The following is a 25,931-nucleotide window of genomic DNA, read 5'->3' on the forward strand; positions in this document are numbered from 1 at the left end:
ATACGGCCACGAACACTGTCATTGACACGGTCACCGTCGGCAACAGCCCCAATGGTGTGGCGGTGACGCCGGACGGCTCCCGTGTCTACGTCGCCAACCAGGGCGGTGGCACCGTGTCGGTGATCGATACGGCCACGAACACTGTCATTGACACGGTCACCGTCGGCAACAGCCCCAATGGTGTGGCGGTGACGCCGGACGGCTCCCGTGTCTACGTCGCCAACGTCGGCGATGGCACCGTGTCGGTGATCGAAACTGCCACCAACACCGTCATTGACACGGTCACCGTGGGTGCCAACCCCCAGCTTTTGGCCGTGACGCCGGACGGCTCCCGTGTCTACGTCACCAATGCAGTCGATGGCACCGTGTCGGTGATCGAAACTGCCACCAACACTGTCATTGACACGGTCACCGTCGGCGACTCCCCCGTTGGCGTGGCGGTGACGCCGGACGGCTCCCGTGTCTACGTGGCCAACTTGGGCGATGACACGGTGTCGGTGATCGATACGGCCACGAACACTGTCATTGACACGGTCACCGTTGGCAACGCCCCCGTTGGCGTGGCGGTGACGCCGGACGGCTCCCGTGTTTACGTCGCGAATTCAGTCGATAACACCGTGTCGGTGATCGATACGGCCACCAACACTGTCATTGACACGGTCACCGTGGGTGCTAACCCCCAGCTTTTGGCGGTGACGCCGGACGGCTCCCGTGTCTACGTCGCGAACCTCGGCGATGGCACTGTGTCGGTGATCGATACGGCCACCAACGCCGTTATCACCACGATCACCGTCGGCGACCAGCCCATTGGTGTGGCGATCGGCACCATCGAAGAGCGGATCCCGACCAAGCTGACGCTGAAGGTGAAGAAGAAGGAGAAGGACAAGTACCACCCCTTGGGCGGGAACGGCCTCACGCTGAAAGCCACGCTGACCGCCGAGGACGAGCCCCTGGAAGCCAAGACCATCACCTTCGCCAACGCCGTCCAGCTGTGCACCGAAACGACCAACGACCAAGGCAAGGCCACCTGCAAGGTCCCGGGCAAGCAGGGCAAGGACACCTGCTACACCGCTGCCTTCGCCGGCGACGACACCTACAAGCCCTCCACCGCCACGGTCTGCAAGAGGCACGACGACGACAAGCACGACCCCTGGTCAGCACTGCTCGACCAGAACGACGTCCACATCCAGGCACTGCTGCCGACCATGCCATGAGCGTGAGCCTGCCCGACCGAACCCCGGCGACTTCACGCCGCCTCCCACGCACCGGCGGCTGAGCCATTCCACAGGCACACCGCACGAGCGACTCCCCACCACAACACGTCGCCCCCTACGCACGACCATCGCCCTGATCCCAACCAGGGGTCAGGGCGGGTCTGTCCAATGAGCGGTGTAACTCGGGTTGTTGAGGTTACTGGCGGGCCGCGGAGAGGCGGCCGTCGAAGGTGATGTCGAAGGCGTGCAGGCCGGTCTTCCAGCGGCTGGTCCAGCGGGCTTGTCCCTTGCCCGTCGGGTCCAGCGACATGATTGCCATGTAGACGCACTTCAGTGCGGCCTGCTCGTTGGGGAAGTGGCCGCGGGAATTGACTGCCCGGCGGATCCGCGCGTTGACCGACTCGATCGCGTTGGTACCCGGTATGAAAGTGGGTGGGCGCCCGTTGTCTGCTCCCGGTGACAGGACCTGGTCCTCGTCGTACGGTGCGACCGTCCGGGACAGGGGCGTCCGGGGTCACCAGTATGGACAGGCCGTTCTTGCACGATGGGCTGCGAGCCCGAGTTAGTAATTGGCCGCCCCTGCGACCTGCCCGGATGCGCCGCGAGCGCGAATCCGTAGGTGTCGCTCCGCCCAGCTGGCCCCCGCCATTGCCGATGCGGCTAGGAGGCTGCGATGGGCAGGAAGATCGGCATGGATGTGCACCGCGACTTCGCTCAGCTCGCGGTGGTCGAAGACGGCCAGCTCAGTGACGCCGGGCAGATCGCGTGCCGGCCGGAGGGACTGCGGGCCTGGGCGGAAACCCTTCGGCCCGATGACGAGGTCGCGCTGGAGGCGACCGGGAACACCGAGGCGATCGTCGCGCTGATCAAGCCCAGGGTCGCGCGGGTGGTGGTGTCCAACCCGATGAAGACCCGGGCGATCGCCGAGGCGAAGGTCAAGACGGACAAGGTCGACGCCCGGATCCTGGCCCAGTTGCTGGCCGCGGACTTCCTGCCACCGGTGTGGCTGCCGGATGACCGCACCCGTGCCCTGCGGCGGATCATCGCCCGGCGTACGCATCTGGTGCGTCAGCGCACCCGTCTGAAGAATCAGGTGCACGCGATCCTGGCCCGCAACCTGATGCCCCGCCCGCCGGTCTCCGATCTCTTCGGTGACCGCGGCCGCCGCTGGCTGGCCCGCCAGGACCTTCCCGAGGACGAACACCGGCTGGTCGGTGCTCTGTTGCGGCAGCTGGATTTCCACGGCGACGAGCTCGCCGAGGTCGACCTGGATCTCGCGCGGGCGGCACTGGGCGACCCGGTGGTGCGTCGGTTGATGACCGTGCCGGGCATCGACTCCGTCATCGCGGTGTCCATCCTCGCCGCGGTCGGCGACTTCTCCCGCTTCGCCTCAGCGGACAAACTGGTCTGCTATTTCGGGCTGAACCCGCAGGTGCGTCAGTCGGGTGGCCAGGTGGCTTCGCACGGCCGGATCACCAAGGCAGGACGGGCCCAGGCTCGCGGCATGGTCGAGGCAGCCTGGGTGGCCTCCCGCACCCCGGGTCCGCTGCGGGCCTTCTACCAGCGGATCAAGTCACGGCGCGGGCTGCAGATCGCGATCGTGGCGACCGCCCGGAAAATGACCGCTCTGTGCTGGCACCTGATCGCCAACCAGCAGGACTATGCCTTCGCCAGGCCCAGTCTGGTCGCTTTCAAGGAACGCAAGCTGGAGCTGCGGGCCGGCGCCCCGAGGACGATCGCCAAGCGCGGCAAGGGATACGACTACAACAACAAGGAACTCCGCCGGCACGAACGGGAGATCGTAGAACAGCAGGAGCGTGCCTATGCGGTACTGGCCGCCCACTGGGAACCCCACGGCCCGGCACCAGCCGGACCCCGGGATCACCGTCAACGTGCTGAATCTGCAGGTTGATTGGGTGCGAAGGCTTGCCGATTTCATCCGTGGTGCAGACGATCCGGCGGATCTCGCTGTCGAACCGCAGGAACGGGGTGAACTCCTCCCACGCGTTCTCCCACAGCCTGACGATCGCCGGGTACTTCTTGCCCCACGCGGCGGCGAACTCGGTGAACCGGTCCAGCGCGGCTTCTTCGGTCGGCGCCGGGTAGACGGGTTTGAGGACCTTCGCGATCTTGTCCCAGTCCTGACGGGCGGCATAGCGGAAGGAGTTCCGCAGCAGATGCACGACGCAGGTCTGGACGATCGTGGCCGGCCAGACAGTACCGACCGCGTCGGGAAGTCCCTTCAGCCCGTCGCAGACGAGCATGAGGACATCGCTCACGCCGCGGTTCTTGTTCTCGGTGAGGATGTGCAGCCAGTGCTTGGCTCCTTCACCGCCGTCGCCGGCCCACAGCCCGAGGTTCTCGCGTCGGCCCTCGGTGGTGACTGCGAGGGCGACGTAGACCGGGCGGTTCGCCACTGCGCCATCCCTGATTTTGGTTCTGTCGACGATCTTGTGATCCGGACGGGCTGGACTCATCGCGCGAGCAGGACGCGTTTGCGAAGGAGATCGAGGCTGGCCCGGCCGAACATCTGCCGTTTCAGCATCTTCAGCCGGTTGATGTTGCCTTCGACGGCGCCGGAACTGTGGGGAAGGGACAGTCCGTTGCGGACGGCGTCGAAGTCGCGGCGGAGGTTGCGGGCGAAGCCCGCGAGTGGGGCGAGGGAGTCTCGTTCGACCTCGGTGATCCAGTCCTCGAGGCGGTCGCCGTGGCGTGCGGTCATCATGACGGCGAACTTCCTGACGTGCCCGGTGAGCCGGTCCAGCTCGGGATCGCGTTCACACAGTCGGTGCAGCTTGCCGGCGTCCTCGTCCCGCAGGTGTTCGGGATGAGTCATGATCCATGAGGTGACCTCGCGGACCGACGGAGGCTTCGGTCCCGGATCGGGTGCGTGTCCGCGCCCGGTGCGGTACTGCCGCAGATGACGTTGGACGGCCAACTCGCCTCCGGGGTACCCCTGTTCCTGAATCTCGCGGTAGAGCTGGGTGGCGTTTCTGACGCCTTCGTTCCAGCGCCGGTGCAGGTAGCTGACATGCGGGTCGACGACGTGCGCCCGCTGCAGGCTTTTGGCGACGACGTCGTCCGCGGAGGGGGCGTTAACCAGCTTACGGACGGTGGCCTGGTGCAGTCCGAGTTTCCGGCCGATCGCCGCCTTCGACATCCCCTGCTGCCACAGCTCGTGGGCGGCAGCATGCTGTTCACGGAGCCGAGTCACGATCTTCAGCTCTGTCGGCGGCTGGACTACCTGCGGTTCGTCGGGAGTGTCTGCGGGTTCCGAAGGCGGTTCGGCCAGACGGGGGCGATGACCGTTCACCGTCTTCTCGACCGCCTGGCCGAGATTGGCCCACAGATGGTAGCGATCAGCGACCTGCTCGGCCTGCGGCGCCCCGATGCGTGCGCCCTCCGCGTAACCACTGGACCGGTCCCGGCAGATCACCTTCACCTCGGGGTGGTCGCGGAGCCATGCGGCGAGTTCTTCGCCCTCGCGCCCGTCGTAGAGATGCAGTGGACGGTGGGTGGCCATGTCGATCAGCACCGTGCCGTAGTGACGGCCCTTGCGGAAAGCGAAGTCGTCGACGCCGAGGACCTCCACCTCGCCGACCTCCGGTTCGGGCAGGGCTCTGACCAGCCGCAGCAGCGTGTCCTTGCCCACGGTGATGCCGACCGCGGAGGCCAGGCGTGCTCCTGCCCGGCCGGCCAGGGCCAGTCCGATCCGCGTCAGCACCCCGCGCAATAGCGGGGTCTGCCGACTGTGCGGGGTCGTCAGTCCCACGATCTGCTCGGCGAACGTCACCGCCGTGCAAGCAGTGTTCTCGCAGCGGAACCGGCGTATGCGTAACTCGATCACCACGCCGAGCCCGCCCACGGCGACGTCACGCAGCTTGCGTACGTACCGGCCGTGCACCCGAGCAGAGCTCTGACCGCACCGGCAGGACCCGCACTTCGCCCGCACCCGCGTCCTCAACACCACCTTGTCCGGCCGTCGCTCGACCTCCTCGATGAGCAACGCGGACAGGTACGGAAACAGCTCCAAAAGCACATCACGAGAGCACGCGATGCATGATTGCGAACGGTTGGAACACGCCGCTCAACCGTCCGGATCACAAGATCGTCGACAGAACCCTGATTTTCACGTGGATGGCATCGATGAAGACGACGGGGTAAACCGGGTCGAGGGGCCGGTTCTGCCACTCTGCCATGGCATCGAGAACCTTGTCGGTGATGGTCGAAATGGTCTGGCGGGAGACGTCGGTGCCATAGGCCTGGGCCAGATGGGCCTGCACCTCACCGGTCGTCAGTCCCTTCGCGGCGAGCGAGATAACCATCTCGTCGACGCTGGTCAGGCGCTTCTGCCTCTTTCGCACGATCTTCGGCTCGAAGGAGCCGTCGCGGTCGCGGGGCACGGCTGTCTCCACCGGGCCGACCTCGGTCAACACCGTCTTGGAACGGGTGCCGTTGCGGGAGTTGCCGCCGTTCTTCCCGGCCGGATCGTGCCGGTCATAGCCGAGGTGATCGGGGACCTCGCCCTCCAGAGCGGACTCCAGCAGCCGTTTCGTCAGCTGCTGCAAGAGCCCTCCCTCGCCGGTCAGCTGGAGCCCCTCGGCCTGGGCCCGGACCACCAACTCCTCGATCAGCTGGTCATCCACGGCCTTCACCGACTGCGGCTCAGCCACCTCGACGGTCTCAGGTTCAGGCATGTTGTTACTGGTCATCGGCGCATCTTCCGTGATCAGGAGTTACACCGTTCGTTTTACAGTCCCCGCCGCGGTCATTTTGGGGTGTTCTGGTGTTTGTCGTGGTGGGTGGTGTGTGCGCGGGGGTTGTGTGGTTGGTGGGGTGTTGCGGGGGTGTTGTGGGGGCGTTGCGGGGGGTGGTCGGTCGGGTAGATTGTTTGGGGATTCGTACAGTGGGGCCGATGGGGTCAACTCTGCGGGGATTCGGGTGAGTTGGGGGGTGGGGGTGGGGGTGTTGTGGGGTGGTGGACGGTGTTGCCGGGTTCTGTCTTTTCCGCTTCCCGGGTTGCTGTCTGGCCGGGTGCGCTGACGGTGCGCTGACGGGGTGCTGGCGGTGCTGCTGGTGGTGTGCTGGCGGTGCCGCGGATGGTGTGCTGGTGGTGCTGTTGGTGGTGTGTTGGCGGGTGTTGGTGGGGTGTTGGGGGGTTGGGGTTGGTGGGTGTGGTGGAGGCGGAGGTTGTGGTGGTGGGTGGGGGGCCGGTGGGGTTGTTGGTGGCGTGTGAGTTGGCGGGGTTTGGGGTGCGTACGGTGGTGGTGGAGGCGCGCAGGGGTGTTTCTGGGCGGCCGAGGGCGACGACGTTGCATGCGCGGGCGGTGCAGTGTTTGGTGCGGCGTGGTTATCTGGGTGGGTTTGCCGGTGTGGGGGGGCGGGGGGGTTCTGTTTCGCAGAGTGTTTTTCATTTTGCGGGGATGGGGGGGCTGGTCATTTCGGCGCCGGCGTTGGAGCCGCAGCCGGTGGTGAAGTGTCCGCAGGGGGAGTTGGAGGGTGTGTTTGAGGAGCGGGCGCGGGCTGCGGGTGTGGTGGTTTTGCGGGGTCATCGGGTGTGTGGGGTGTTTCAGGGGCCCGGGGGGGTTCGTGTCACGGCTCGGGGGCCGGGTGGTGAGGTGAGTTGTGTGGCGGGGTTTGTGGTGGGTGCGGATGGTGCGCGCAGTACGGTGCGTGAGCTGGGGGGTTTTGGTTCTCGGGTGTATCCGGCGACGGTTTCGGCGATGGCGGGTGATGTGCGGCTGGAGGATGCGGGGGCGTTGCGGCGGGGTTGGCATCGTACGGATCGGGGCTGGATTGTTGCCAAGGATGTTCCGGGGGGCCGGGTCCGTTTGCGGACGTTGAACTGTGCGGGTGCGCATGGTGCGCGTCATCTGCCGCTCACTCTTGAGGAGTTGCGCCGGGAGGTTTCCTGGATCGCGGGGCGGGATGTCGGGATGGGCGCGCCGAGGTGGCTGAGCAGGTTCAGTGATTTCGGCCGGCTGGTGCGGTCTTATCGCAGGGGGCGGGTTGTGCTGGCGGGGGATGCGGCGCATGTGCATTTCCCGGTGGGCGGGCAGGGGTTGAGTACCGGTCTGCTGGATGCGGTGGATCTGGGCTGGAAGCTGGCGTTCACGGTGTGCGGGGCGGCGGGCCAGGGGCTTTTGGATACGTATGGGCTGGAGCGGCGGCTGGCCGCGCAGCGGGTTATCGACCATACGCGGGCCCAGCTGGCTCTGATGCGGCCGGGGGGTGAACTCGATCCGCTGCGTGCGGTGTTCGGTGAGCTGCTGGCCGGGGGGCCGGAGGGTGGTGTGCTGGCGTCCATGGTCAGTGCGCAGGACACGGTGCTGCCTGCGCGGGGGGCGGATTCCTCGCCGTGGGAGGGGCGTTTCCTGCAGAACGTGGTGCTGGCCACCGGTCAGGGCCCCGTCGATGTGATCGGTCTGCTGGGCGGGGGGCGGCCGTTGTTGCTGTTGTTCGGCGGGCGGGCGGGCGGCTATGAGGCGCAGGCGCAGCCGTGGGCGGGGCTGTTGCGGGTGGTGCGTTGCGAGCCGGTGCCGGCTGTGCCGTGTGAGGCGGTGCTGGTGCGGCCTGACGGGTATGTCGGCTGGGCGGCGGGGGGAGGGGGGCTGGTGCCGGCTCTTCGGGCGTTTTTCGGTGAGGGCGGGGGGGTGGTGGCGCGGGGTGCTCTGTCGGGTGCGGTCAGCTGAGGGACGCGGGGTGCTCTGTCGGGTGCGGTCAGCTGAGGGACGAGGGGTGCTCTGTCGGGTGCGGTCAGCTGAGGGACGAGGGGTGCTCTGTCGGGTGCGGTCAGCTGAGGGACGCGGGCTGCGGCACGGTGTGGGTGTGGTGCAGTGTGCTGTTGACGAAGGCTCCTCTGCTTTCGGTGATGTCCACTGCGGCGAGCACCGAGGGCACCACGGCGCTGGGCAGTACGTGCCGCAGCAGGGCGGTGACCCTGCGGGGCAGGTCCTGGTAGTTGGACACGGCCTGGGACATGGCCTGGACGCCGGCGAAGGCTCCGACCAGGACGTCGGCGGTGTCGGCCGGCACGACGTGGGGCATCAGCTCGCCCTGGGCCTGTGCTTTGTGGAGCAGTTCGGTGCCGACCTCGCTCCAGCGCAGGAAGGGGCCGCTGCGGTCCAGGCCCTGGGCCTGCTGGTCGAGCGAGAGCCTAACGCCGGCGCGGACCAGGGGGTCGGTCTGCAGGCGGTAGGCGTGCAGGACCACGGTGTCCACCAGTTGCTGGACCTTGCAGGCACGGTCGGGAATGGGCAGCTGGTGGTCCTGTGCACGGATCACCCCCTCGGCCAGGTCTTCCTTGGAGGGGAAGTGGAAGTAGAGGGCGCCTTTGGTCACGCCGGCGGTGGTGAGGATCTCGCTGATCGTCGCGGCCTGGTAGCCGCGTTGCTCGAAGACCCTGGCCGCCGCGGTGAGGATCGTGCGCCGGGTGCGGATCGCCCGGTCCTGCTGCGCCACTGTCGGCCTCCTTTGTCCGATGAGTCCGATGAGCCCGGAAACCCAGTAAAAACCGCGCAGTTCGTATCTTAGCCTTTCGGGTGCCTTCCCATGGACATACCAGATTTAACGATGTGTAAAAAACGAACGCGGCGGGACGGGGGAGCGAGCAGTGGATGACGAGGGGGCGCGGGCGGGGCGGCCGGCCGGCCGGGCGGGGAGGGGGGCTGGGGTGGTTCTGGTGACGGGTGCCACCGGGACGGTGGGGCGGGAGGTGGTGCGCCGGCTGCCTGCCCACGTGCGTGTTCGTGTCATGGCCAGGGATCCGGCGAAGGTCACGGGGGTGTCGCCGGCGGTTGAGAGGGTTGCGGGGGACTATGGGGATCCGCGGTCGCTGGCCCGGGCTGTGGCGGGGGTGCGGACGGCGTTCCTGGTCACCACCCGCGTCGGGGGTGACGACGATGCCCGGTTCGTTCGGGCCGCGCACCTGGCCGGGGTGCAGCGGGTGGTGAAACTCTCCGCGGCCGCTGTGCTGGATTGGCAGGCCGATGACCTGATCACCCGGTGGCAGCGTGCGGGCGAGGAGCTGCTGCGCGCCTGCGGCATGGAGTGGACCCTGCTGCGTCCGCGTGCGTTCATGTCCAACTCCCTGGCCTGGGCGGCTTCCGTGCGCTGCGAGCGTACGGTCCGGGCGCTGTACGGGACGTCGGCCAGTGCCTGTGTGGATCCCGGGGACATCGCTGAGGTCGCCGTGCGGGCCCTGACCGAGCAGGGGCATGCCGGGCGTGCCTACACCCTGACCGGGCCGCAGGCGCTGACCGCGGTCGGGCAGACGCAGCAGCTCGGCCGGCTGCTCGGGGTCCGGCTGCGTTTTGAGGAGTTGAGCCGCAGTCAGGCGCGTGCCGGGCTGCTCAGGCGTTATCCGGCGCCGGTCGTGGAGGCGCTGCTTCAGAGCGCGGAACGGCAGCGGGCGGGTGCCAAGGCCCGGGTGGAGGACACTGTCGCCGCGGTGACGGGCCGGCCGGCCCGGTCCTTTCGGGGGTGGGCCGGGGAGCATCTCGAGGCCTTCGCCCCGGCCGTGGAGGAGCCCGGGACGCAGGTCCCCGGCTCCTGCGTGCAGCATGCCCGCTCCGCACGGCCGCGAAGGACGGACCGCAGTGAAGGGACATGACACGGCGTCACCTCCCGGGGAGGGGGCTGGTGTCCGGCGCGGGGACGGCGTCATGTCCCGGGGAGGGGGCTGGTGTCCGGCACGGGGCGCAGCGTCACCTTGCGGGGAGGGGGCTGGTGTCCGGCGCGGGGACGGCGTCATGTCCCGGGGAGGGGGCTGGTGTCCGGCACGGGGCGCAGCGTCACCTTGCGGGGAGGGGGGTGGTGTCCGGCACGGGGCGCAGCGTCACCTTGCGGGGAGGGGGGCTGGTGCCGGGCGCGGGGCGCGGTGTCATCTTCCGGGTGGGGGCTGGGTGCCGGCGTGCTGCGCGCCGGCCGGCCGGGGTCATCCGGTGGGCGAGGCCATGGTCACGGTGGCCCTAAACGCCGGTAGCCCCTCCTGCTGGGCGGTCACGAGGACGGTGCTGTGCTCTGTGCACGGTGCCGGTGTCCGGCGTGCCTCGATGGTGCAGGGGGTGTCCATCTCGACGTAGCGCTTGAATTCGCTGGTGATGTCGAGGGGCAGGGATGCGTGTCCCAGTGTCAGGGCTGTGGCCTGGCGGGCGGCTTCGAGGAGCACCATGCCGGGCACGTGGTCGACGGGGTGGTCGAAGAGCACGGGGTGGTGGGTGTTCACCCGCAGCTGCCAGCGGTGGGGCTGCCCGGTCGGGGAGAGTACGACGTCCATGGGGGAGATGCGTCCGACGCTCTGGGGGGGTTCGGGGGCGGTCATGGGCATGGCCCGGGGTCCTTCGCCCGCAAGGAGTTTGGCGGCGCGCAGCCGTCGGTAGACCTTGGGGCCGATGCAGGTGAACGAGCCGCCGCCGGTCGCGGCGAGGCGGCCCTCCCGGCGGATCTGTACGTCGATGTGGCAGCCGGTCAGGGTGTTGCGGCGGCGTTTCACCTTCGAGCAGGTGACGTCGAGTTCGAGCGAGGCGGGTGTCGAGGCGACGCGCAGGTGCTGGGGCCGTACCCTCACGCCCAGGTCTGCCACCGCCAGGTGATGGTCGAGGGGGACGCCGAACTCGGCGTGCGCCAGAAGGATTCCGGTCTGCCTGATCGTTTCGGCGGCGATCAGCGGATCGTGACAGCCGTCCACGTTGGCGAAGAAGCTGTGCCCGCGGGGCCACTGGGCGGCGACGGTGAAGCGGTGCTCGTCCACGCGCTCCCAGTCGGTGAGCATCACCTCGGCGATGCTGGCGCGGTGGACGAACTCCTTGGGAACCGTGGTGGTCAACGACGGATAGTGGCGTGCGACGGTTCGCTGCGGGGTCCTGGTATCGCTCGTCGTGGGTATCGCGCGTCCGACACGGAACGTGCTCGCAGACATGCCTGTTCCCCCTGAGCGGCTTGCTGTGGAGCGCTTCTCGGGGTAAAGATACTAACCAGCCGGTTTACTATCCAGCGGTATAAGGCATTCCGCCCGCACGACTTCTGGAACGGTTGATTCCAGCGCCGGGTCCGGTGCGGCCCCGTCGGGCGGCCGCCGCCGGCCGCTGCCCCTGGACCTCGGATGACGCCGTGACCCCCGCCCCGCGGCATGGCCGTCCTGCCTCCCGCGGCGGGGCCCAGGCGAAGCCCGGTGGGGCCTCCAGCGATCCCTCAGCCCTTCTCGAGTGTCCCGATCGACCATGGCCCGGGGCTGTGAGGAGGGGGATGGACCGGATGGAAAGCACAGAAACGGTGCTGCGCGTGGAACGCGGCCAGGCCAGCCAGGAGGAGCTGGCCGCTCTCGCGGCGGTGCTGCTCGCTCTGCGCGCACGCGAGGGGGCGGAGCCCGAGGAGCCTTTGCTGCTCGGGTGGAGTTGGTGGAAGCGGCCCAGGGGCTACGCTCCGCCCGGCAGTTGGCGGTGAGCCGGCCGCTGCCCGGGGCGCTTTCCACCACAGGAAACGAAACCGTATAGGCGGTTTGACCATGTTCTCCAGGAACCGGGGCGGGATCTTCTTGAGTCTTGTCTCAGAAAGGGATCCAGAGATGGCGATGCCGACTACCCCCGCGCCGGCCGGGAGGGGGCCGTGCGACCTGCGCGGCCGCGTGGCGGAGTTGCACGCGATACGGGCGCAGGTGCTGGCCGGGCCCAGTGAGAAGGCGACGGCGGCGCAGCACGCCAGGGGCAAGCTGACGGCCCGGGAGCGTATCGGGCTGCTGCTGGATGCGGGTTCGTTCCAGGAGGTCGAGCAGTTGCGCCGGCACCGGGCGACGGGTTTCGGGCTGGAGGCGAAGAAGCCGTACACGGACGGTGTGATCACCGGCTGGGGCACGGTGGAGGGGCGGACGGTCTTTCTCTACGCCCATGACTTCCGGATCTTCGGCGGTGCGCTGGGCGAGGCGCATGCGGCGAAGATCCACAAGATCATGGACATGGCCATCGCGGCCGGTGCGCCGCTGGTCTCGCTCAACGACGGCGCCGGGGCGCGTATCCAGGAGGGGGTGGGTGCGCTCGCCGGGTACGGCGGGATCTTCAGGCGCAACACCCGGGCGTCGGGGGTCATCCCGCAGATCAGTGTGATGCTGGGCCCGTGCGCGGGGGGTGCGGCCTACAGTCCGGCTCTGACGGACTTCGTGTTCATGGTGCGGGAGACCTCGCAGATGTTCATCACCGGCCCCGACGTGGTCAGGGCGGTGACGGGCGAGGAGATCAGCCAGAACGCCCTGGGCGGCGCCGACGTGCACGCCCAGACGTCGGGTGTGTGCCACTTCGCCTACGACGACGAGGAGACCTGCCTTGCCGAGGTCCGCTACCTGCTGTCGATGCTCCCGCAGAACAACCGGGAGGCGGCGCCCCGGGTGCGCAGCGCCGACCCCGTCGACCGGCGCAGCGACGTGCTGCTGAACCAGGTTCCGGCGGACGGCAGCCGCCCCTACGACATGGGCGGGGTCATCGGGGAGATCGTCGACGACGGCGAGTTCCTGGAGATCCACGAGCGCTGGGCCCGCAACATCATCTGCGCGCTGGCCCGCCTGGACGGCCGGGTCGTCGGCCTCGTCGCCAACCAGCCCCAGTCGCTGGCCGGCGTTCTGGACATCGAGGCCAGCGAGAAGGCCGCCCGGTTCGTGCAGATGTGCGACGCCTTCAACATCCCGCTCGTGACCCTCCTGGACGTCCCCGGCTTCCTGCCCGGCGTCGACCAGGAACACGGCGGCATCATCCGGCACGGCGCGAAACTGCTGTACGCCTACTGCAACGCCACCGTGCCCCGGATCTCGCTGATCCTGCGCAAGGCGTACGGAGGCGCCTACATCGTCATGGACAGCCAGTCCATCGGCGCCGACCTCACCTACGCCTGGCCCGCCAACGAGATCGCCGTGATGGGCGCCGAGGGCGCGGCCAACGTCATCTTCCGCCGCCAGATCGCCGAGGCGAAGGACCCCGAGGCCATGCGGGCCCGCATGGTCAAGGAGTACAAGTCCGAGCTCATGCACCCCTATTACGCGGCCGAGCGCGGCCTGGTCGACGACGTCATCGACCCGGCCCGGACCCGCGAGGTGCTCATCCGGTCCCTGGCGATGCTGCACAGCAAGCACGCCGACCTGCCCTCCCGCAAGCACGGCAACCCCCCGCAGTAACCGCACGGCCCCGGCAATGCGCCTCAAGGACACGGCGGTTCGGCTGTTTTTGCCCGAGAGCTTGTGCTGTGCCCGCGACAGGGCCGGTTCTGGAGGGCGGATTCCCGCCGGGAATCGAGGCACGCCCGCCGGCGTCCCTGCGGCCCCGCAGCGTCAGGCCGCGTGAAACCCCACCTCACAGGCGTGCGCCGGAAGGCTGCCCGCTGCCGGGCTGACGGGGCATCAAAGCAGCACGGACGCTTTGCCGTTGACAAACCGTCCGGCCTGTTTTGTACTCGTGAGGTGCCGGGAGATGGCACAGTCACCTAGGGGGATACGGCGTGCGGATCGACGTACTGGGCATATTGGACGTCAGGGAAAACGGGGCGTCCATCGCTCCTACCGCGCCGAAACCCCGGCAGGTGCTCGCCCTTCTGGCGCTGCACGCCGACCAGGTGGTGCCGGTCTCCGCTCTCATCGACGAGCTGTGGGCGGGCCGGCCACCGCGCAGCGCGCGCACCACGCTGCAGACCTACGTCCTGCAACTGCGCGACCTCATCACGCTTGCACTCAAGAAGGAGACGCCCGCCGCCGGGCCTTGTCCGCCCCCGCGACGCCGCGCCAAGGACGTCCTGGTCACCTCACCCGGCGGGTACATGCTCGTCTCCGGCGGCGGGGCCAGCGACGTCCGGGAGTTCGAACGGCTCGCGGGCATGGGCTACCGCGCGATGGACGCAGGAGACTTCCCGGGCGCCTCGCGCCTGCTGTGCGAGGCGCTCGCCCTGTGGACCGGCTCGGCCTTCGCGGACGTGCAGACCGGTGCGCAGCTGGAGATGGAGGCCAGGCGGCTGGAGGAGAGCCGGCTGTGCGCCCTCGATCAGCGCATCGAGGCCGACCTCCGGCTCGGCCGCCACCGCGAACTGCTCCCGGAACTGACCGTGCTGACCAGCCGATACCCCACCCACGAGAACCTGCACGCCCAGTTCATGCTGGCGCTGCACCGCTCGGGGCGGCGCGGCGAGGCCCTCGACGTCTACCACCGGCTGCGCAGCACCCTCGTACGGGACCTGGGCCTGGAGCCCCCGGCACGGCTGCGCCGGCTCCAGCAGTCGATCCTGATCGCCGCGCCGGAGACTCCGCTGGCTGCGGAGCAGCAGATGCCCGCGACGGTTCCTCTCCCCTCCGCCCGCGTGGCCGGCGCACGCCCGTTGCACGTGAACTGAACGGCGAGAGGCGGGCCGTGCCACAGCGGCGCAGATCACCGCGACTTTGGCTGCAGTGCGGCGCGAGAAGTGGGTAACCTCAGACGAAATAGTTAAGTTACCGCTTAGTAACTGACTTTCGCCGGTTCGAGGAGCCCCCTCATGCAACTCGTCGCGATCATCGTGTCGCTGGCCCTGATCGTGGTCGGCTTCGCGCTGTTCTACCGAGCCGCCTTGCAGATCTATCACTTCGTAAAGCTCGGCCAGCCCGTCCCCAAGGGCTCCCGGGCCAACAACCCCTACCAGCGCAGCGTGACGCTGGCCAGGGAGTTCGTCGTCCACACCCGGATGAACCGCTGGGGTGTCATCGGGGTGGCGCACTGGTTTGTGGCAGTGGGCTTCTACACGCTGCTGCTGACCCTCGTCAATGCCACCGGCCAGCTCTTCGACGCCGCCTGGGTGCTGCCGGTCCTGGGCCACTTCACGCCCTACAACGTCTTCGTCGAGTTCTTCGGCACCATGACGGCGCTCAGCATCCTGACCCTGGTCGTCGTCCGCCAGTTGAACCGGCCCTCGGCCCCGGGCCGCAAGTCGCGCTTCACGGGCTCGAAGACGGGCCAGGCGTACTTCGTCGAGACCGTCATCGTCATCGTGGGCATCTGCATCGTGGTACTGCACGCCCTGGAGGGCGCCATGCACCACGTGGAGCACTACGAGGCCTCGTTCTTCATCTCCTACCCGCTGGTCGCCTGGTTCGAAGGGATGAGCCCGTCCACCCTGGAAAACCTCGTCTACGTCGTCGCCGGCCTGAAGATCTCGACCTCCTTCATCTGGATGATCACGGTCTCGCTCAACACCAACATGGGTATCGCCTGGCACCGCTTCCTCGGCTTCCCGAACATCTGGTTCAAGCGGAACGCTGACGGCTCGACGGCGCTGGGCGCGCTCCAGCCGATGACGAGCGGCGGCAAGGAGATCGACTTCGAGGACCCGGGCGAGGACGACGTCTTCGGCGTCTCCCAGGTCGAGCAGTTCTCCTGGAAGGGCATCCTCGACTTCTCCACGTGCACCGAGTGCGGCCGCTGCCAGTCGCAGTGCCCGGCCTGGAACACCGGAAAGCCCCTCTCCCCCAAGCTGCTGATCATGTCGCTGCGCGACCACGCGCACGCCAAGGCCCCCTACCTGCTGGCCGGCGGCGGCAAGGACATGGAGGGCAACGAGAAGGCGTCCGGGGAGCAGCTGGCCGGTGTGCCGGCAGCGGCTCTCGCGGAGGCCGAGCGCCCGCTGATCGGGACGCTCGAGGAGAACGGCGTCATCGACCCGGACGTGCTGTGGTCCTGCACCACCTGCGGCGCGTGCGTGGAGCAGTGCCCGGTCGACATCGAGCACATCGACCACATCGTCGACATGCGCCGCTACCAGGTGATGATCGAGTCCGCGTTCCCGTCCGAGGCGGGCACGATGCTCAAGAACCTGGAGAAGAAGGGCAACCCCTGGGGCCTGGCCAAGAAGCAGCGCCTGGAGTGGACCAAGGAGGTCGACTTCGAGATCCCGGTCGTCGGCAAGGACGTCGAGGACCTGTCCGAGGTCGACTACCTGTACTGGGTCGGCTGCGCGGGCGCGCTGGAGGACCGGGCGAAGAAGACCACCAAGGCCTTCGCGGAGCTGCTGCACATCGCGGGCGTGAAGTTCGCGATCATGGGCGGCGACGAGAAATGCACCGGTGACTCGGCCCGCCGTCTCGGCAACGAGCCGCTGTTCCAGCAGCTCGGCCAGGAGAACGTGGCCATGCTGAACCTGGCGTACGGACAAGACGACGAAGACCCCTCGACGAAGAAGCCCAGGTCGGCGAAGAAGATCGTCGCGACCTGCCCGCACTGCTTCAACACCATCGCCAACGAATACCCGCAGCTGGGCGGCGAGTTCGAGGTCATCCACCACACCCAGCTGCTGCAGCACCTGATCGACGAGGGCAGGCTCATCCCGGTGACCCCGGTCGACGGTCTGATCACCTACCACGACCCCTGCTACCTGGGCCGGCACAACAAGATCTACACGCCGCCGCGCGAGATCATGTCCGCCGTCCCGGGCCTGCGCCAGCAGGAGATGCACCGCCACAAGGAACGCGGCTTCTGCTGCGGCGCCGGCGGCGCGCGGATGTGGATGGAGGAGCGGATCGGCAAGCGCATCAACACCGAGCGGGTGGACGAGGCCCTGTCCCTCAACCCGGACATCGTCTCGACGGCCTGCCCGTTCTGCCTGGTGATGCTCACGGACTCCGTGAACGGCAAGAAGAACGACGGCACGGCCAAGGAATCGCTCCAGGTCGTCGACGTCGCCCAGCTGCTCCTCGACTCCGTCAGGACACCGGCCGGCCCGGCGGACGACGAGGAGCCGGCGGGCACGCCGCAGCCGGAGCCGGTGAAGTAACCGGCCGCACCGGCAGGTCCGGCGCCCCCTGCCCCTGCACGGGCCGGGGGGCGCCGGCCGTGCCGGGTCGGTCCACGTGGCCCGGACATGTGGTCCAGCCGTCGGCCGCGGCTCCTGGCGGGCGCGTCGCAGGCACAGAGCCGCCGGGCACCTGGCGGGCCAGGAAGCGGGGCGCGAGGAGCGATCGTGCGCGCGGCGGCGCCGGCAGGAGCGGACCGGGTCACCGGGTCCACCAGGCGCCGCACGTGGCAGAGACCCGCGAAGACAGGACGAACGGCAATGATCCGACATGGTTTTCGTCCCGCCCCATACAAAACCGCCCAAGCGGTTTGTTAATATGGTGGGTGGCTCCTGCATCAGGTGTACGTCACAAGGGGCATGAGGTGTCTGTCGTCTTTTCCGGCTTTCGGCGTCCCGTTGCCCAGGAGGCAAACACATGGTCCAGCAGGAGCGAGCGGCACGCACGCGGCGTGCGCTGATCCAGGCCGCGGCCGAGGTGTTCGCCGAAGTGGGCTTCGTCCATGCGTCGTTGGGCGCCATCAGTCAACGGGCCGGCGTCAGCAACGGGGCGCTGTACTTCCACTTCGCGAACAAGAGCATGCTCGCCCAGGCGGTCGAGGCAGAGGCCGCCGAGAGTGTTCGCCGGCTCACCGAGGGGGCGCGGGCCCGGCAGGGCGACTCCCTGCAGGCGGTGGTGGACGCCACGCACGAGCTGATGGGCACCCTGGCCCGGGACGTCGTGGTCCGCGGCGGCTTCAAACTCGCCGGTGACATCGCGCGCCCGGCGAAATCCCCGCTGCGCAAGGAGTGGCAGCGCTGGGTCGAGGACAGCCTGCGCCTGGCCGAGCGCAGCGGTGCGCTCGCGGACGGGGTGTCCTGGGCCGACGCCGCCCGTGTCATCGTCGCCGCGACCACGGGCCTGGAAGTGCTCGGCGCCAAGGATGCTTCCTGGCTGTCCAGGCAGAACGTCACGCGGTTCTGGGAGTTGCTGCTGCCGCGGCTCACCGGCCGGCGGGCCCTGAACACCTTGGTGTGCTCCGGCTCGCGGCCGCCGGCCGACCTGCCCGCACGGGCGCAGCCACAGCTGACGGCCCCCGAGCGGTAGCAGGCGCCCGGTCTGTTCACCGCGCGTTCCCCGGCGCCATCGTGTCCCGCTGGGGCTCTCCAGATGTCCTACAGGACAACCCTCGATTCCCTTGAACTTCGCTGCAGCGGAGGAGGGTTGCGGCCGTGCGGCACCCGTGGCAGCCCTGACCCAAGGGCACAATAAATACGGGTCGTGCGGTTTGCTTTGCTGTTCTTCGAGCTGTGGAGCGGGCAGGCCTTCGCCGAGGTGAAGGCCGGTTGGGCAGCTTCGGACCCAGGCCGGGCGCCTTCGGGAATCCGGCTGTGTGCCCTTGGCCGGCGCACTCGAGGCGGGCCTGCGGCGCGGCCGGCATCGCGGGCTGCCCGCGCCCAACTCACCGTCCTCGTCGGCCGCTGCCCGACGCACGGGTCCCTGCGCGGCCGGACATGCGGGCCCTCACCGCTCCGGGCTGCGCGGCGAGGCATGCAAGAGGTATCGGCGTCATCCGGGCCGCTCTCGTACGGGGCGTGGGGGGCGAGCCGCCGGCCGGCCTGCGGCGGATCCCACGCCTGGTCCTGATGGCCGGCTCCCCGAGGCCGCGTTCGGCCCGGGAGGCCGGGGCCGGGGGCCGCGGGCGCCCGGTGCGGAGCATCTGAGCAGAAGGCTCGTGAAGAAGAAGCCGGGACATGAACGACAGGCCGCATGCGGGCAAGTGGGCAGCGTCCCCGCATGCGGCGAGCGGGTGTGCCGGGGAAAAGTTTTTCACGTCGTCGGCGTTTTCTTTTCGGCCCGGGTTCTCGGGGTTTCCTTGTGTGTTTCTCAAAGCACGCCGCTGTCTGCTCTTTGAGGATTGCTCAAATGCCACTGAAGGAACCGATGCCTCCGGTGTGGGTACGGCTAGCGTGCAAGCTCGCCGACGACTTTCCGCCATCGGGAGTGCCGGACGACGAACGGAGGGAACCATGGAGATTCAGGTTTTGGGTCCGCTGTGTGCCGCCGTGAACGGGGACTCGATCGTCCCGACTGCCAGGAAGCCCCGACAGGTTCTCGCCCTGCTCGCGTTGTATCCGAGCCGCGTCGTGCCTGTGTCGACGCTGATGGAGGAGATCTGGGGGACGGAGTTACCGCAGAGCGCGATGACCACGCTGCAGACGTACATCATGCAGCTGCGCCGCTGCCTGGGCACCGCGATGGGGCCCGACGCGCCGGGTGCGGCGAAGGACGTTCTGGCCACTCGGCACGGCGGCTATCTGCTCCAGATCCCGCCGGAGTCCGTGGACGTGCACACCTATGAGCGCCTGGTCGCCGAAGGCCAGGAGGCCTTCGAGGAGGGGCAGGACGAACGGGCTGCCCGCTGCTTCAGACAGGCCCTCGCCCTGTGGCAGGGGCTCGCGCTGGTGGACGTACGACTCGGTCCGGTCCTGGAGATCGAAGTCACGCGGCTGGAGGAGTCCCGGCTGGTGACCATAGAGCGGCGGATCGACGCGGATCTGCGGCTGGGCCGGGACGCGGAACTGATAGCCGAACTCACCGACCTGATCGCCCGCCACCCCCAGAACGAGGGCCTGCACGCGCAGGCGATGGTGGCCCTGTACCGGTCCGGACGGCAGGCTTCTGCCCTGGACGTGTACCGCAAGCTGCGAGAGGGACTGATAGAGGAGCTCGGCGTGGAGCCCTCACCGCAGCTGCAGCGCCTGCACCAGGCCATGCTCGCGGTCGATCCGGAACTCGACGTGCTGGCCGGCCCGCGCCGCGGCTCCACCTTCAACCGGTACGCCGCCTGAAGCCCGTTGCAGAACAGGACGCTGGTTTCCGGCGCGGAGCTGTCGTGCAGAGGGATGCGAGAGAGGGCTCACTCCAGCGGCGGTTCGCGTCCCGGGCCGCGGCCTCGGCCCGGTCTCGAGCGCAATTCGAGGCTGTGCAGCGATTCTCGAACCCCCGCCCCGTGGCCCCGGGGGCGGACGCAGAGGAGGATGCCATGTCGGACGAACAGCCAGTGCGACTGCACTGTTTCGCACACTCCGCTGAGGGCGTCTTCGTCTTCGACGACTGGGCGGCGAGCGTCGGACCCGGTGTCGAGCCGGTCCCGGTCCTCCTGCCGGGCTGCACACAGCGCCGGAGCGAACCCCGGGTGAGCACACATGAGGCGCTGCTCGCCGATGTGCTGCCCCTGTTCACCGACCCGCACCCCGGCCCGTTCGTCCTGTACGGGCATGGTCTTGGTGCGATGATCGCGCTCGCCGTGACGCGCGCCCTGCACGAGGCGGGCCTGCCGGGCCCGGCGCTCCTCGCCGTCGCCTCCTGCCTGCCGCCGCACATGCCCCCCGAACTGCCCGATGCCCGCGGGGCGACGGACGAGGAACTGCTGCATGTCCTTGGCGGCAGGGGCGCCGTGCCGCCCAGCAGCGACGAAGGGATCTTTCTCCGGGCCATGCTGCCGGTGCTCCGCGCCGACCTGGAACTGGCCCAGGCCCTGCACGAGGCGGCCCGCATGCCCTGCCCGGCCGGTCCGCTCACCACCCCGGTGCTCGTCGTCGCCTCGCGCGACAACCCGCCGGCCCCGCCCGCGGCAGCCGACGGCTGGCGCCAGTGGACCGAGGGGCCGGCCTGGTTGCGCACCGCCCCGGGGCACCACTTGTTCGTACGCGGCGGCCGTGAACTGCCCCGGCTCCTGGGCCGGGCCTGCCGCGTCACCCGCCGACTCCTGAAGGACCCGGCGCCCGTCAGCTGATCCCCGTGCTCAGGCCACCCGATCCGGGTTCCCATTCGGCCGTGGGGACTTGGTTCGCGTCCCGGCCCCCGCGATGTGAAGGTAGAGGTGTTCAGATGTCTGGTGAGCGCGTCGACAGAGCGACGCACCACGTACGCGTGGCCGCGCCCGCCGGTGTGGTCTACGCAGTGCTTGCCGATACGGCGAAGCTGCCGCTCTATTTCTCCCCGAGCGTCCATGTGGAGCGCCTGGAGTTCAACGGCGAGGGGGAGCGCCTGCGGATGTGGTCCCTCATGGACGGGCAGCTGAAGTCGTGGACCTCGTGGCGGCACCTGGACCCGGTGGAGCGCCGCATCGTGTTCCGCCAGGAACTGCCCCCGCCCCCGCTGGGCTCGATGGCCGGCGTCCTGAGCATCCGCGGCAACGGCCCGCACGACACCGAGCTGCAACTGCAGTACGGCTATACGGTCACCGACGACCTGCCCGACGACGCGGCGTGGGTGGAGCGGGTCGCCGGCCTGATCAGCCGTACTCAGCTCGCCGACCTGAAGAGTTTCGCCGAGCGGTGGACACGCCTGGACGAACTGGTGCTGTCCTTCGAGGACTCGATGCGCATCAAGGGCCCCGCCGAGCTGGTCTACGACTTCCTGTACCGGGCCGGGGACTGGCCCCAGCTGGTGCCGCACGTCACCCGGGTCGGCCTCACCGAGGACGCACCCGGAGTGCAGCGCATGACCATGGAGACGCGGACCGAGAACGGCTCGCACACCACCGAATCGGTGCGGATCTGCTTCCCGCACGCGGGCCGCATCATCTACAAGCACATTGCGACCCCTGCGCTGCTGGCGGCGCACACCGGTGAATGGTCCGTCGTCCCGGACGAGAGGGGGGTGACCGTCACGGCGAAGCAGAGCGTCGTGCTGCGCGAGGAGAACATCACCGCGGTGCTGGGCCAGGGCGCGGACCTCGCACACGCCCGCCGCCATGTGCGTGCGGCGCTGGGCCGCAACTGCCTGGCCCTGCTCACCCTGACCAAGCAGCACGCGGAAAGCGCCGTCCCCATGCTGTGACGCTCCCGCATCCGTCCCAAGCGCTGCTGGAACATGAGTGGACAGGTTTCGGGCCCGGACTGAATCAACTGAAATCAGCAGCATGCTCTGCTGTGCCGCCTGCCGTTGTTGCCCGCCGGGAGACGGCAAGGAGCTGCAAGATGTTCCATAGGTCCGTGCCTTCCCGGACGGCGCCAAGCGGGAATTCCGCGAGGAACTCGGCCCCGAATTCAAGGACATCGAGTTCGGGGACCTGAATCCAGGGACGTTCATCCGCAAGCAGGCGGCCGGCGACGAACCGGGCCTCGAGGAGATCCGCAGCAGTTTCGACCTGCGCAAGGAGATCGCCGACGTCACCGACGCGGTGAACGGACCTAAGAGTGAGCCGTCGAAGAAGCCCGCAGCCGCCGGCCGGTCACGACCCTCCGGCATCCGGCGCAGACGACGCCTGAACGTTCCACCACCGCCCCCACCGGCCCTTGCGGCGCGCCTTCTCGCCCTCGAAAACCGGCTCGTTCGCGCCCGCAGCCGCCGGCCGTTCTCGGGCACTGCTCGGACACCGCTGCATACCCGCTAGGGAAAACGGACTTCGGGCGCGTACTGCCATTAGCGTGCTCACCCCGACCGCTGCGGACCAGGCAGGCCACAAGGCCGCCATGGGGGAGAGGCAGTACGGCCCGGCAGTACCCGGCCCCCGCCGCAGCGGACCGCACCCCCCAGGACACCATGACTGTTCACCGCTACCCCAAGGCGCCGATCTCCGTGGTCGTCGACCCCGGGTCCCCTCCGTACGCAGCGCCGTGGGACCTCGAGCTGCGCGGGCCGCTCGACGCTGTCGCACTGGAACACCTCCTGGGCCAGCTGACCGCCGGTGACCCGGGCCGGCCCGCCTGGCAGCACCGGCTGTTACGGCACGGCCCCGATCACCACACGCTGCGCCTGTCCGCACCGCAGGGAGCGCCCGCCGCCTTCGTCTTCGGCCGCATCGCCGATCGGCTCACCCAGCCGCCGCCCCTGGACCGCCCGCTGGCCCCCGCCCAGCGCGCGGCCCTCGCGCAGGACACAGAACACCCCTACGAGGCGATGCTGATCAAACCGGCGGCCCCCCTGGATACGGGCACGCTGCGCCGGGCACTGCGCGCCGTCGTGGCCGCCCACCCCCAGTTGCGCTCCCGGCTCGACGCCGCGGGCGGCTGGCGCACCGCGGAGCCGGTCGAGGGGGCCGATGGCGGCCAGGACCCGCTGGTGGAAGGGGAGTTCACCGACGAGGCCGCCTTCGCCGCGCTCGTGGCCTCGACCGGTCGCACGCTTGACGCGCACACCGGCGTCCAGCTGCGGGTCCTGCTCGCCAAAGACCGCCGTCCGGCCGGACCGCGTGCCCACCGGCTCGTCGTCATCGTCCATGAGCTCGCCGTGGACGCCGCGTCCTGGCGCATCCTGCTCGACGACCTGACCGCCGCCCTCGGCGCGGTGGCCGACCGGGCTCCGGCGCGGCCGCAGCCCGTGCCGGACCGCCTGGCCTCCTGGGTCGCCGAACTGCGGGAGCTGGCCCGTGACTCGGCCGAGGCCCAGCACTGGAGCCTGGTCGCCGAGCGCAGGTCCCGGGCGGCAGGCTTCCACCGGCCCGCCCGGGTGACCAGGCCGGGCGACGGGCCCGACGTCGCCCCGGCACACGCCTGGAACCCCGGCCCGGGCGAGGTCCGGCACACCGGCTTCACCCTGGACCAGTGCCTGACCGAGCGGATCACCCACCACCTGGCCCGGCGCCTCGCGCTGACCACCGGGCAGGTGCTGACCGGTGTGTTCGCCCTGGCCCTCGCCCGCTGGCAGGGATCCGACGAGGTCGGCTTCGACATACGCAGCGACCCCAGGACCGGCCGCCAGAGCCTACGCCACCAGGTGGGCCGGCTCACCGACCCCTACCCGGTCCACCTCACCCCGGACCCCGGCCTCGACCCCCTGGCTCAACTGAGCGCTCTGGCAGGCCCCTTGGCCGCCTGCCCGGGCCGCGCCGGCGGCGGCGCGGGCTTCGGGGCCTGCCGCGAGTGGAGTCCCGATCCCTCGCTGCGCCGTGCCCTGCGCGAACTGACGCCCGCCCAGGCCTGCTTGACCCTGGACGACCCCGGCCGGCCGCTGCCCGGCTTGGCCCGGCCCCTGCCCAGCGGCGCACCGCGCCGGCCCGCGTACCGCGTCGAGGCGCGGGCCCAGATCGTCGACGGCAGGCTGCACATCGGTCTCGACTGGGTGAGCGACCACGCCGAAGGCATCACCGACACCTCCGTGGACGCTCTGCAGCACCTGCTGCGGGAACTGCTGGGGAAACTGGCCGACGCGCCCGCCGCCCCGATCCCCCCTGCCTTCCCCCTCGCCCCCCAGCAGTCGGCGCTCTGCACCGGCGGCGATGCGCAACCCGGCACCGGACACCATGTCGAGCAGCTCGTATGGCTCTGGCGCGGCCCGCTCGACACCCAACGCTTCACCGCCTCCTGGCAGTCTGTCTTCAACTGCGAGACGGTGCTGCGAACCGCGTTCACCCCCGGCCCCGAACCGCTGCTCGTGGTACACGACCGGGTCGCGCCCGAGATCACCCGCCGGTCCTTCCACGACGGCGACTGGTCCGCCCTCCTGGAGCGCGACCGGCTGCGTGGCTTCGACCTGTGCCGCCCCGCAGCGCTACGCCTCACGCTGCTTCAGACGGAGCAGACCCAGCCCGCCGGCACCCTCGCAACCACCCGGATCCTGCTCACCTACCACCGGGCCCTGCTCGACACCTGGAGCGCTCACCTCCTGCTGCGCGAGTTCTACCGCGCCTATCTCGCAGGCGGCACCCTGCCCGGCGGTGAGCGCCGCCCCGACCTGCGCGACTACACGGCCTGGGTCGCCGCCCAGGACCTGGAGGCCGCCCGGGGGTTCTGGGCGGCGAGCGCGCCGCCCGACGGTGCGGCCTCCAGACCGGGCCGGTCCGCCGGGACCACCGGCCTGAGGGGCATCGGCCGTGCCCGGCTGCGCCTGGACCCCGTGGAGACCACCCGCCTGGCGCGCTGGGCGGGCACCTGGGGCACTGCAGAGAGCAGCGTGCTGCAGGCCGTCTGGGCCATGCTGATCTACCGGGCCTGCGGCGCCACCGGACCGGCCCCGGTCTGTTTCGCGGTGAGCGTGCCGGGGCGTGGCATACCCCTCGACGGCGCGGCCCGGATGGCGGGGCCGCTGCGCAATCCACTGCCGATGTCCGTCGAGGTCGATCCGGCGGGCACCGTGCCGCACCTGCTGCGGCAACTGCGCGACCGCGCCCTGGACATGGCCGCCTACGAATGGGTGCCCGCCGACCGGATCAGGGCCTGGGGCCGCAGCGGTGCCATCGCCGACACGGCCATCGTGTTCGAGGACCCGCCGCATCCGGCGGAAGGCCTGCAGGCCGAACTCGCCGCCCACGGCCTCCACGCCGAGTTCCCCGGCACCCTGCCGGCCCGCTCCGTGCTCCCCATCGAGCTGCTCGCCCACCACGACAGCGCGGGCGGCCTGGTCCTCACGGGGGTCCACGACCGGGCCCTGCTCGACGAGGACGCGGCCTCTGAACTGCTGGCGCAGAGCGCCATGCTGCTGTGTGCGCTCCCCTTGTCGGCGGGCGAGTCCACCACCGTCGGGCAGGCCCTGAAACTCCTCCAGGGCAGTGCCGTACCACCCATGGCCCAAGCCCCCAGGGCCGGCCGGGACACCCCGCTGCACGCCCTGCGCGCGGCGCGCCAGGACCAGGCGGGCACAATCTGTCTCATCCCGCCGCCCGGCGCGCCCGAAACCTGCTACGACCTGCTGGCCCGCACCTATCGGGGCCCCCAGGAACTGCTGGTGCTCACCACCGGCCCCGACACCGACGGTGCGCAGCCCGTCCTGGCAGCGCTCGGCACCGGCCGGTCCCTGCTGCTCGCCGGATTCTCCGGCGCCGGCGCCCTCGCCTGCGACATCGCCCGGCGCATCGCGGCGGACGGGGGCCACCCGCCGCGGGTGGTGCTCGCCGGTGCGGCTGCGGACGAGGGGGAGCGGGCCCGCAATCTGGCCGGGGCCCTGCGGGCCGCCACCGGACCGGCCACCTGAAGCCGACAGGCGCGGCATCGACTGATGTCCCC

At 69.6% G+C, this 25,931-nt stretch carries 16 protein-coding genes and 3 pseudogenes; 13 read left to right on the forward strand and 6 right to left on the reverse strand.

What is annotated here, in order from left to right; translation table 11 throughout:
- Positions 1-1,214: beta-propeller fold lactonase family protein (locus ACFYWY_RS25935; protein WP_389190413.1), on the forward strand; the 1,214-nt coding region annotated here is incomplete at its 5' end.
- 196 nt (positions 1,215-1,410) lie between these two features.
- Here the strand turns inward: ACFYWY_RS25935 and ACFYWY_RS25940 are convergent.
- Positions 1,411-1,629: pseudogene (locus ACFYWY_RS25940) on the reverse strand (transposase); the annotation flags it as partial.
- A 276-nt stretch (positions 1,630-1,905) separates the two neighbouring features.
- Here ACFYWY_RS25940 and ACFYWY_RS25945 point away from each other — a divergent pair.
- Positions 1,906-3,126: an IS110 family transposase gene (locus ACFYWY_RS25945; RefSeq protein ID WP_389190458.1), complete on the forward strand. Its 1,221-nt coding sequence runs from the start codon at positions 1,906-1,908 to the stop codon at positions 3,124-3,126.
- A 19-nt stretch (positions 3,127-3,145) separates the two neighbouring features.
- On the opposite strand, the pseudogene ACFYWY_RS25950 reads toward ACFYWY_RS25945, so the two are convergent.
- The 3 genes and pseudogenes from ACFYWY_RS25950 to ACFYWY_RS25960 form a co-directional block, all read right to left on the reverse strand.
- Positions 3,146-3,649 (reverse strand): annotated as a pseudogene (locus ACFYWY_RS25950) (transposase); the annotation flags it as partial.
- Positions 3,650-3,687: 38 nt separating this feature from the next.
- A complete protein-coding gene (locus tag ACFYWY_RS25955) occupies positions 3,688-5,253 on the reverse strand; it encodes an ISL3 family transposase (RefSeq protein WP_389190414.1) in 1,566 nt (521 codons plus the stop codon).
- Positions 5,254-5,335: 82 nt separating this feature from the next.
- Positions 5,336-5,911, reverse strand: a pseudogene (locus tag ACFYWY_RS25960) (transposase); the annotation flags it as partial.
- Between the two features lie 402 nt (positions 5,912-6,313).
- On the opposite strand from ACFYWY_RS25960, the gene ACFYWY_RS25965 reads away from it, so the two are divergent.
- Entirely contained in the window at positions 6,314-7,906 is a 1,593-nt protein-coding gene (locus tag ACFYWY_RS25965) for an FAD-dependent monooxygenase (RefSeq protein ID WP_389190459.1), read from the forward strand.
- Between the two features lie 100 nt (positions 7,907-8,006).
- Here the strand turns inward: ACFYWY_RS25965 and ACFYWY_RS25970 are convergent, their stop codons facing one another.
- Complete coding sequence (locus ACFYWY_RS25970; RefSeq protein WP_389190415.1) at positions 8,007-8,675, reverse strand: ScbR family autoregulator-binding transcription factor; 669 nt, start codon at positions 8,673-8,675, stop codon at positions 8,007-8,009.
- A 211-nt stretch (positions 8,676-8,886) separates the two neighbouring features.
- Here ACFYWY_RS25970 and ACFYWY_RS25975 point away from each other — a divergent pair, with 211 nt between their 5' ends.
- Entirely contained in the window at positions 8,887-9,825 is a 939-nt protein-coding gene (locus ACFYWY_RS25975) for an NAD(P)H-binding protein (RefSeq protein WP_389190416.1), read from the forward strand.
- A 324-nt stretch (positions 9,826-10,149) separates the two neighbouring features.
- Here ACFYWY_RS25975 and ACFYWY_RS25980 read toward each other — a convergent pair whose 3' ends face one another.
- The gene (locus ACFYWY_RS25980; RefSeq protein WP_389190417.1) at positions 10,150-11,040 is read right to left on the reverse strand and encodes a ScbA/BarX family gamma-butyrolactone biosynthesis protein; all 891 of its coding nucleotides are present in this window, start codon (positions 11,038-11,040) and stop codon (positions 10,150-10,152) included.
- 428 nt (positions 11,041-11,468) lie between these two features.
- On the opposite strand from ACFYWY_RS25980, the gene ACFYWY_RS25985 reads away from it, so the two are divergent.
- The 9 genes from ACFYWY_RS25985 (at position 11,469) to ACFYWY_RS26025 (ending at position 25,899) form a co-directional block, all read left to right on the forward strand.
- Complete coding sequence (locus ACFYWY_RS25985) at positions 11,469-11,657, forward strand: acyl-CoA carboxylase epsilon subunit (protein WP_389190418.1); 189 nt, start codon at positions 11,469-11,471, stop codon at positions 11,655-11,657.
- A gap of 121 nt (positions 11,658-11,778) precedes the next feature.
- Positions 11,779-13,371 carry an acyl-CoA carboxylase subunit beta gene (locus ACFYWY_RS25990; RefSeq protein ID WP_389190419.1) on the forward strand — a complete coding sequence of 531 codons (1,593 nt, stop codon included), beginning with the start codon at positions 11,779-11,781 and terminating at the stop codon, positions 13,369-13,371.
- Between the two features lie 320 nt (positions 13,372-13,691).
- The gene (locus ACFYWY_RS25995; protein WP_389190420.1) at positions 13,692-14,573 is read left to right on the forward strand and encodes a BTAD domain-containing putative transcriptional regulator; all 882 of its coding nucleotides are present in this window, start codon (positions 13,692-13,694) and stop codon (positions 14,571-14,573) included.
- Between the two features lie 141 nt (positions 14,574-14,714).
- Positions 14,715-16,982, forward strand: coding sequence for a (Fe-S)-binding protein (locus tag ACFYWY_RS26000; protein WP_389190421.1), 2,268 nt, complete (start codon positions 14,715-14,717; stop codon positions 16,980-16,982).
- A 436-nt stretch (positions 16,983-17,418) separates the two neighbouring features.
- Positions 17,419-18,087, forward strand: a complete 669-nt coding sequence (locus ACFYWY_RS26005; protein WP_389190422.1) for a ScbR family autoregulator-binding transcription factor — start codon at positions 17,419-17,421, stop codon at positions 18,085-18,087.
- A gap of 923 nt (positions 18,088-19,010) precedes the next feature.
- A complete protein-coding gene (locus ACFYWY_RS26010) occupies positions 19,011-19,832 on the forward strand; it encodes a BTAD domain-containing putative transcriptional regulator (RefSeq protein ID WP_389190423.1) in 822 nt (273 codons plus the stop codon).
- Between the two features lie 194 nt (positions 19,833-20,026).
- On the forward strand, positions 20,027-20,779 hold the full coding sequence (locus ACFYWY_RS26015) for a thioesterase II family protein (RefSeq protein WP_389190424.1): 753 nt from the start codon (positions 20,027-20,029) through the stop codon (positions 20,777-20,779).
- A gap of 95 nt (positions 20,780-20,874) precedes the next feature.
- Positions 20,875-21,828: an aromatase/cyclase gene (locus ACFYWY_RS26020; RefSeq protein ID WP_389190425.1), complete on the forward strand. Its 954-nt coding sequence runs from the start codon at positions 20,875-20,877 to the stop codon at positions 21,826-21,828.
- Between the two features lie 705 nt (positions 21,829-22,533).
- Entirely contained in the window at positions 22,534-25,899 is a 3,366-nt protein-coding gene (locus ACFYWY_RS26025; RefSeq protein ID WP_389190426.1) for a condensation domain-containing protein, read from the forward strand.
- Positions 25,900-25,931: the final 32 nt, after the last annotated feature.

It is taken from the genome of Streptomyces sp. NPDC002870, assembly GCF_042888505.1.
Lineage (GTDB): Bacteria > Actinomycetota > Actinomycetes > Streptomycetales > Streptomycetaceae > Streptomyces.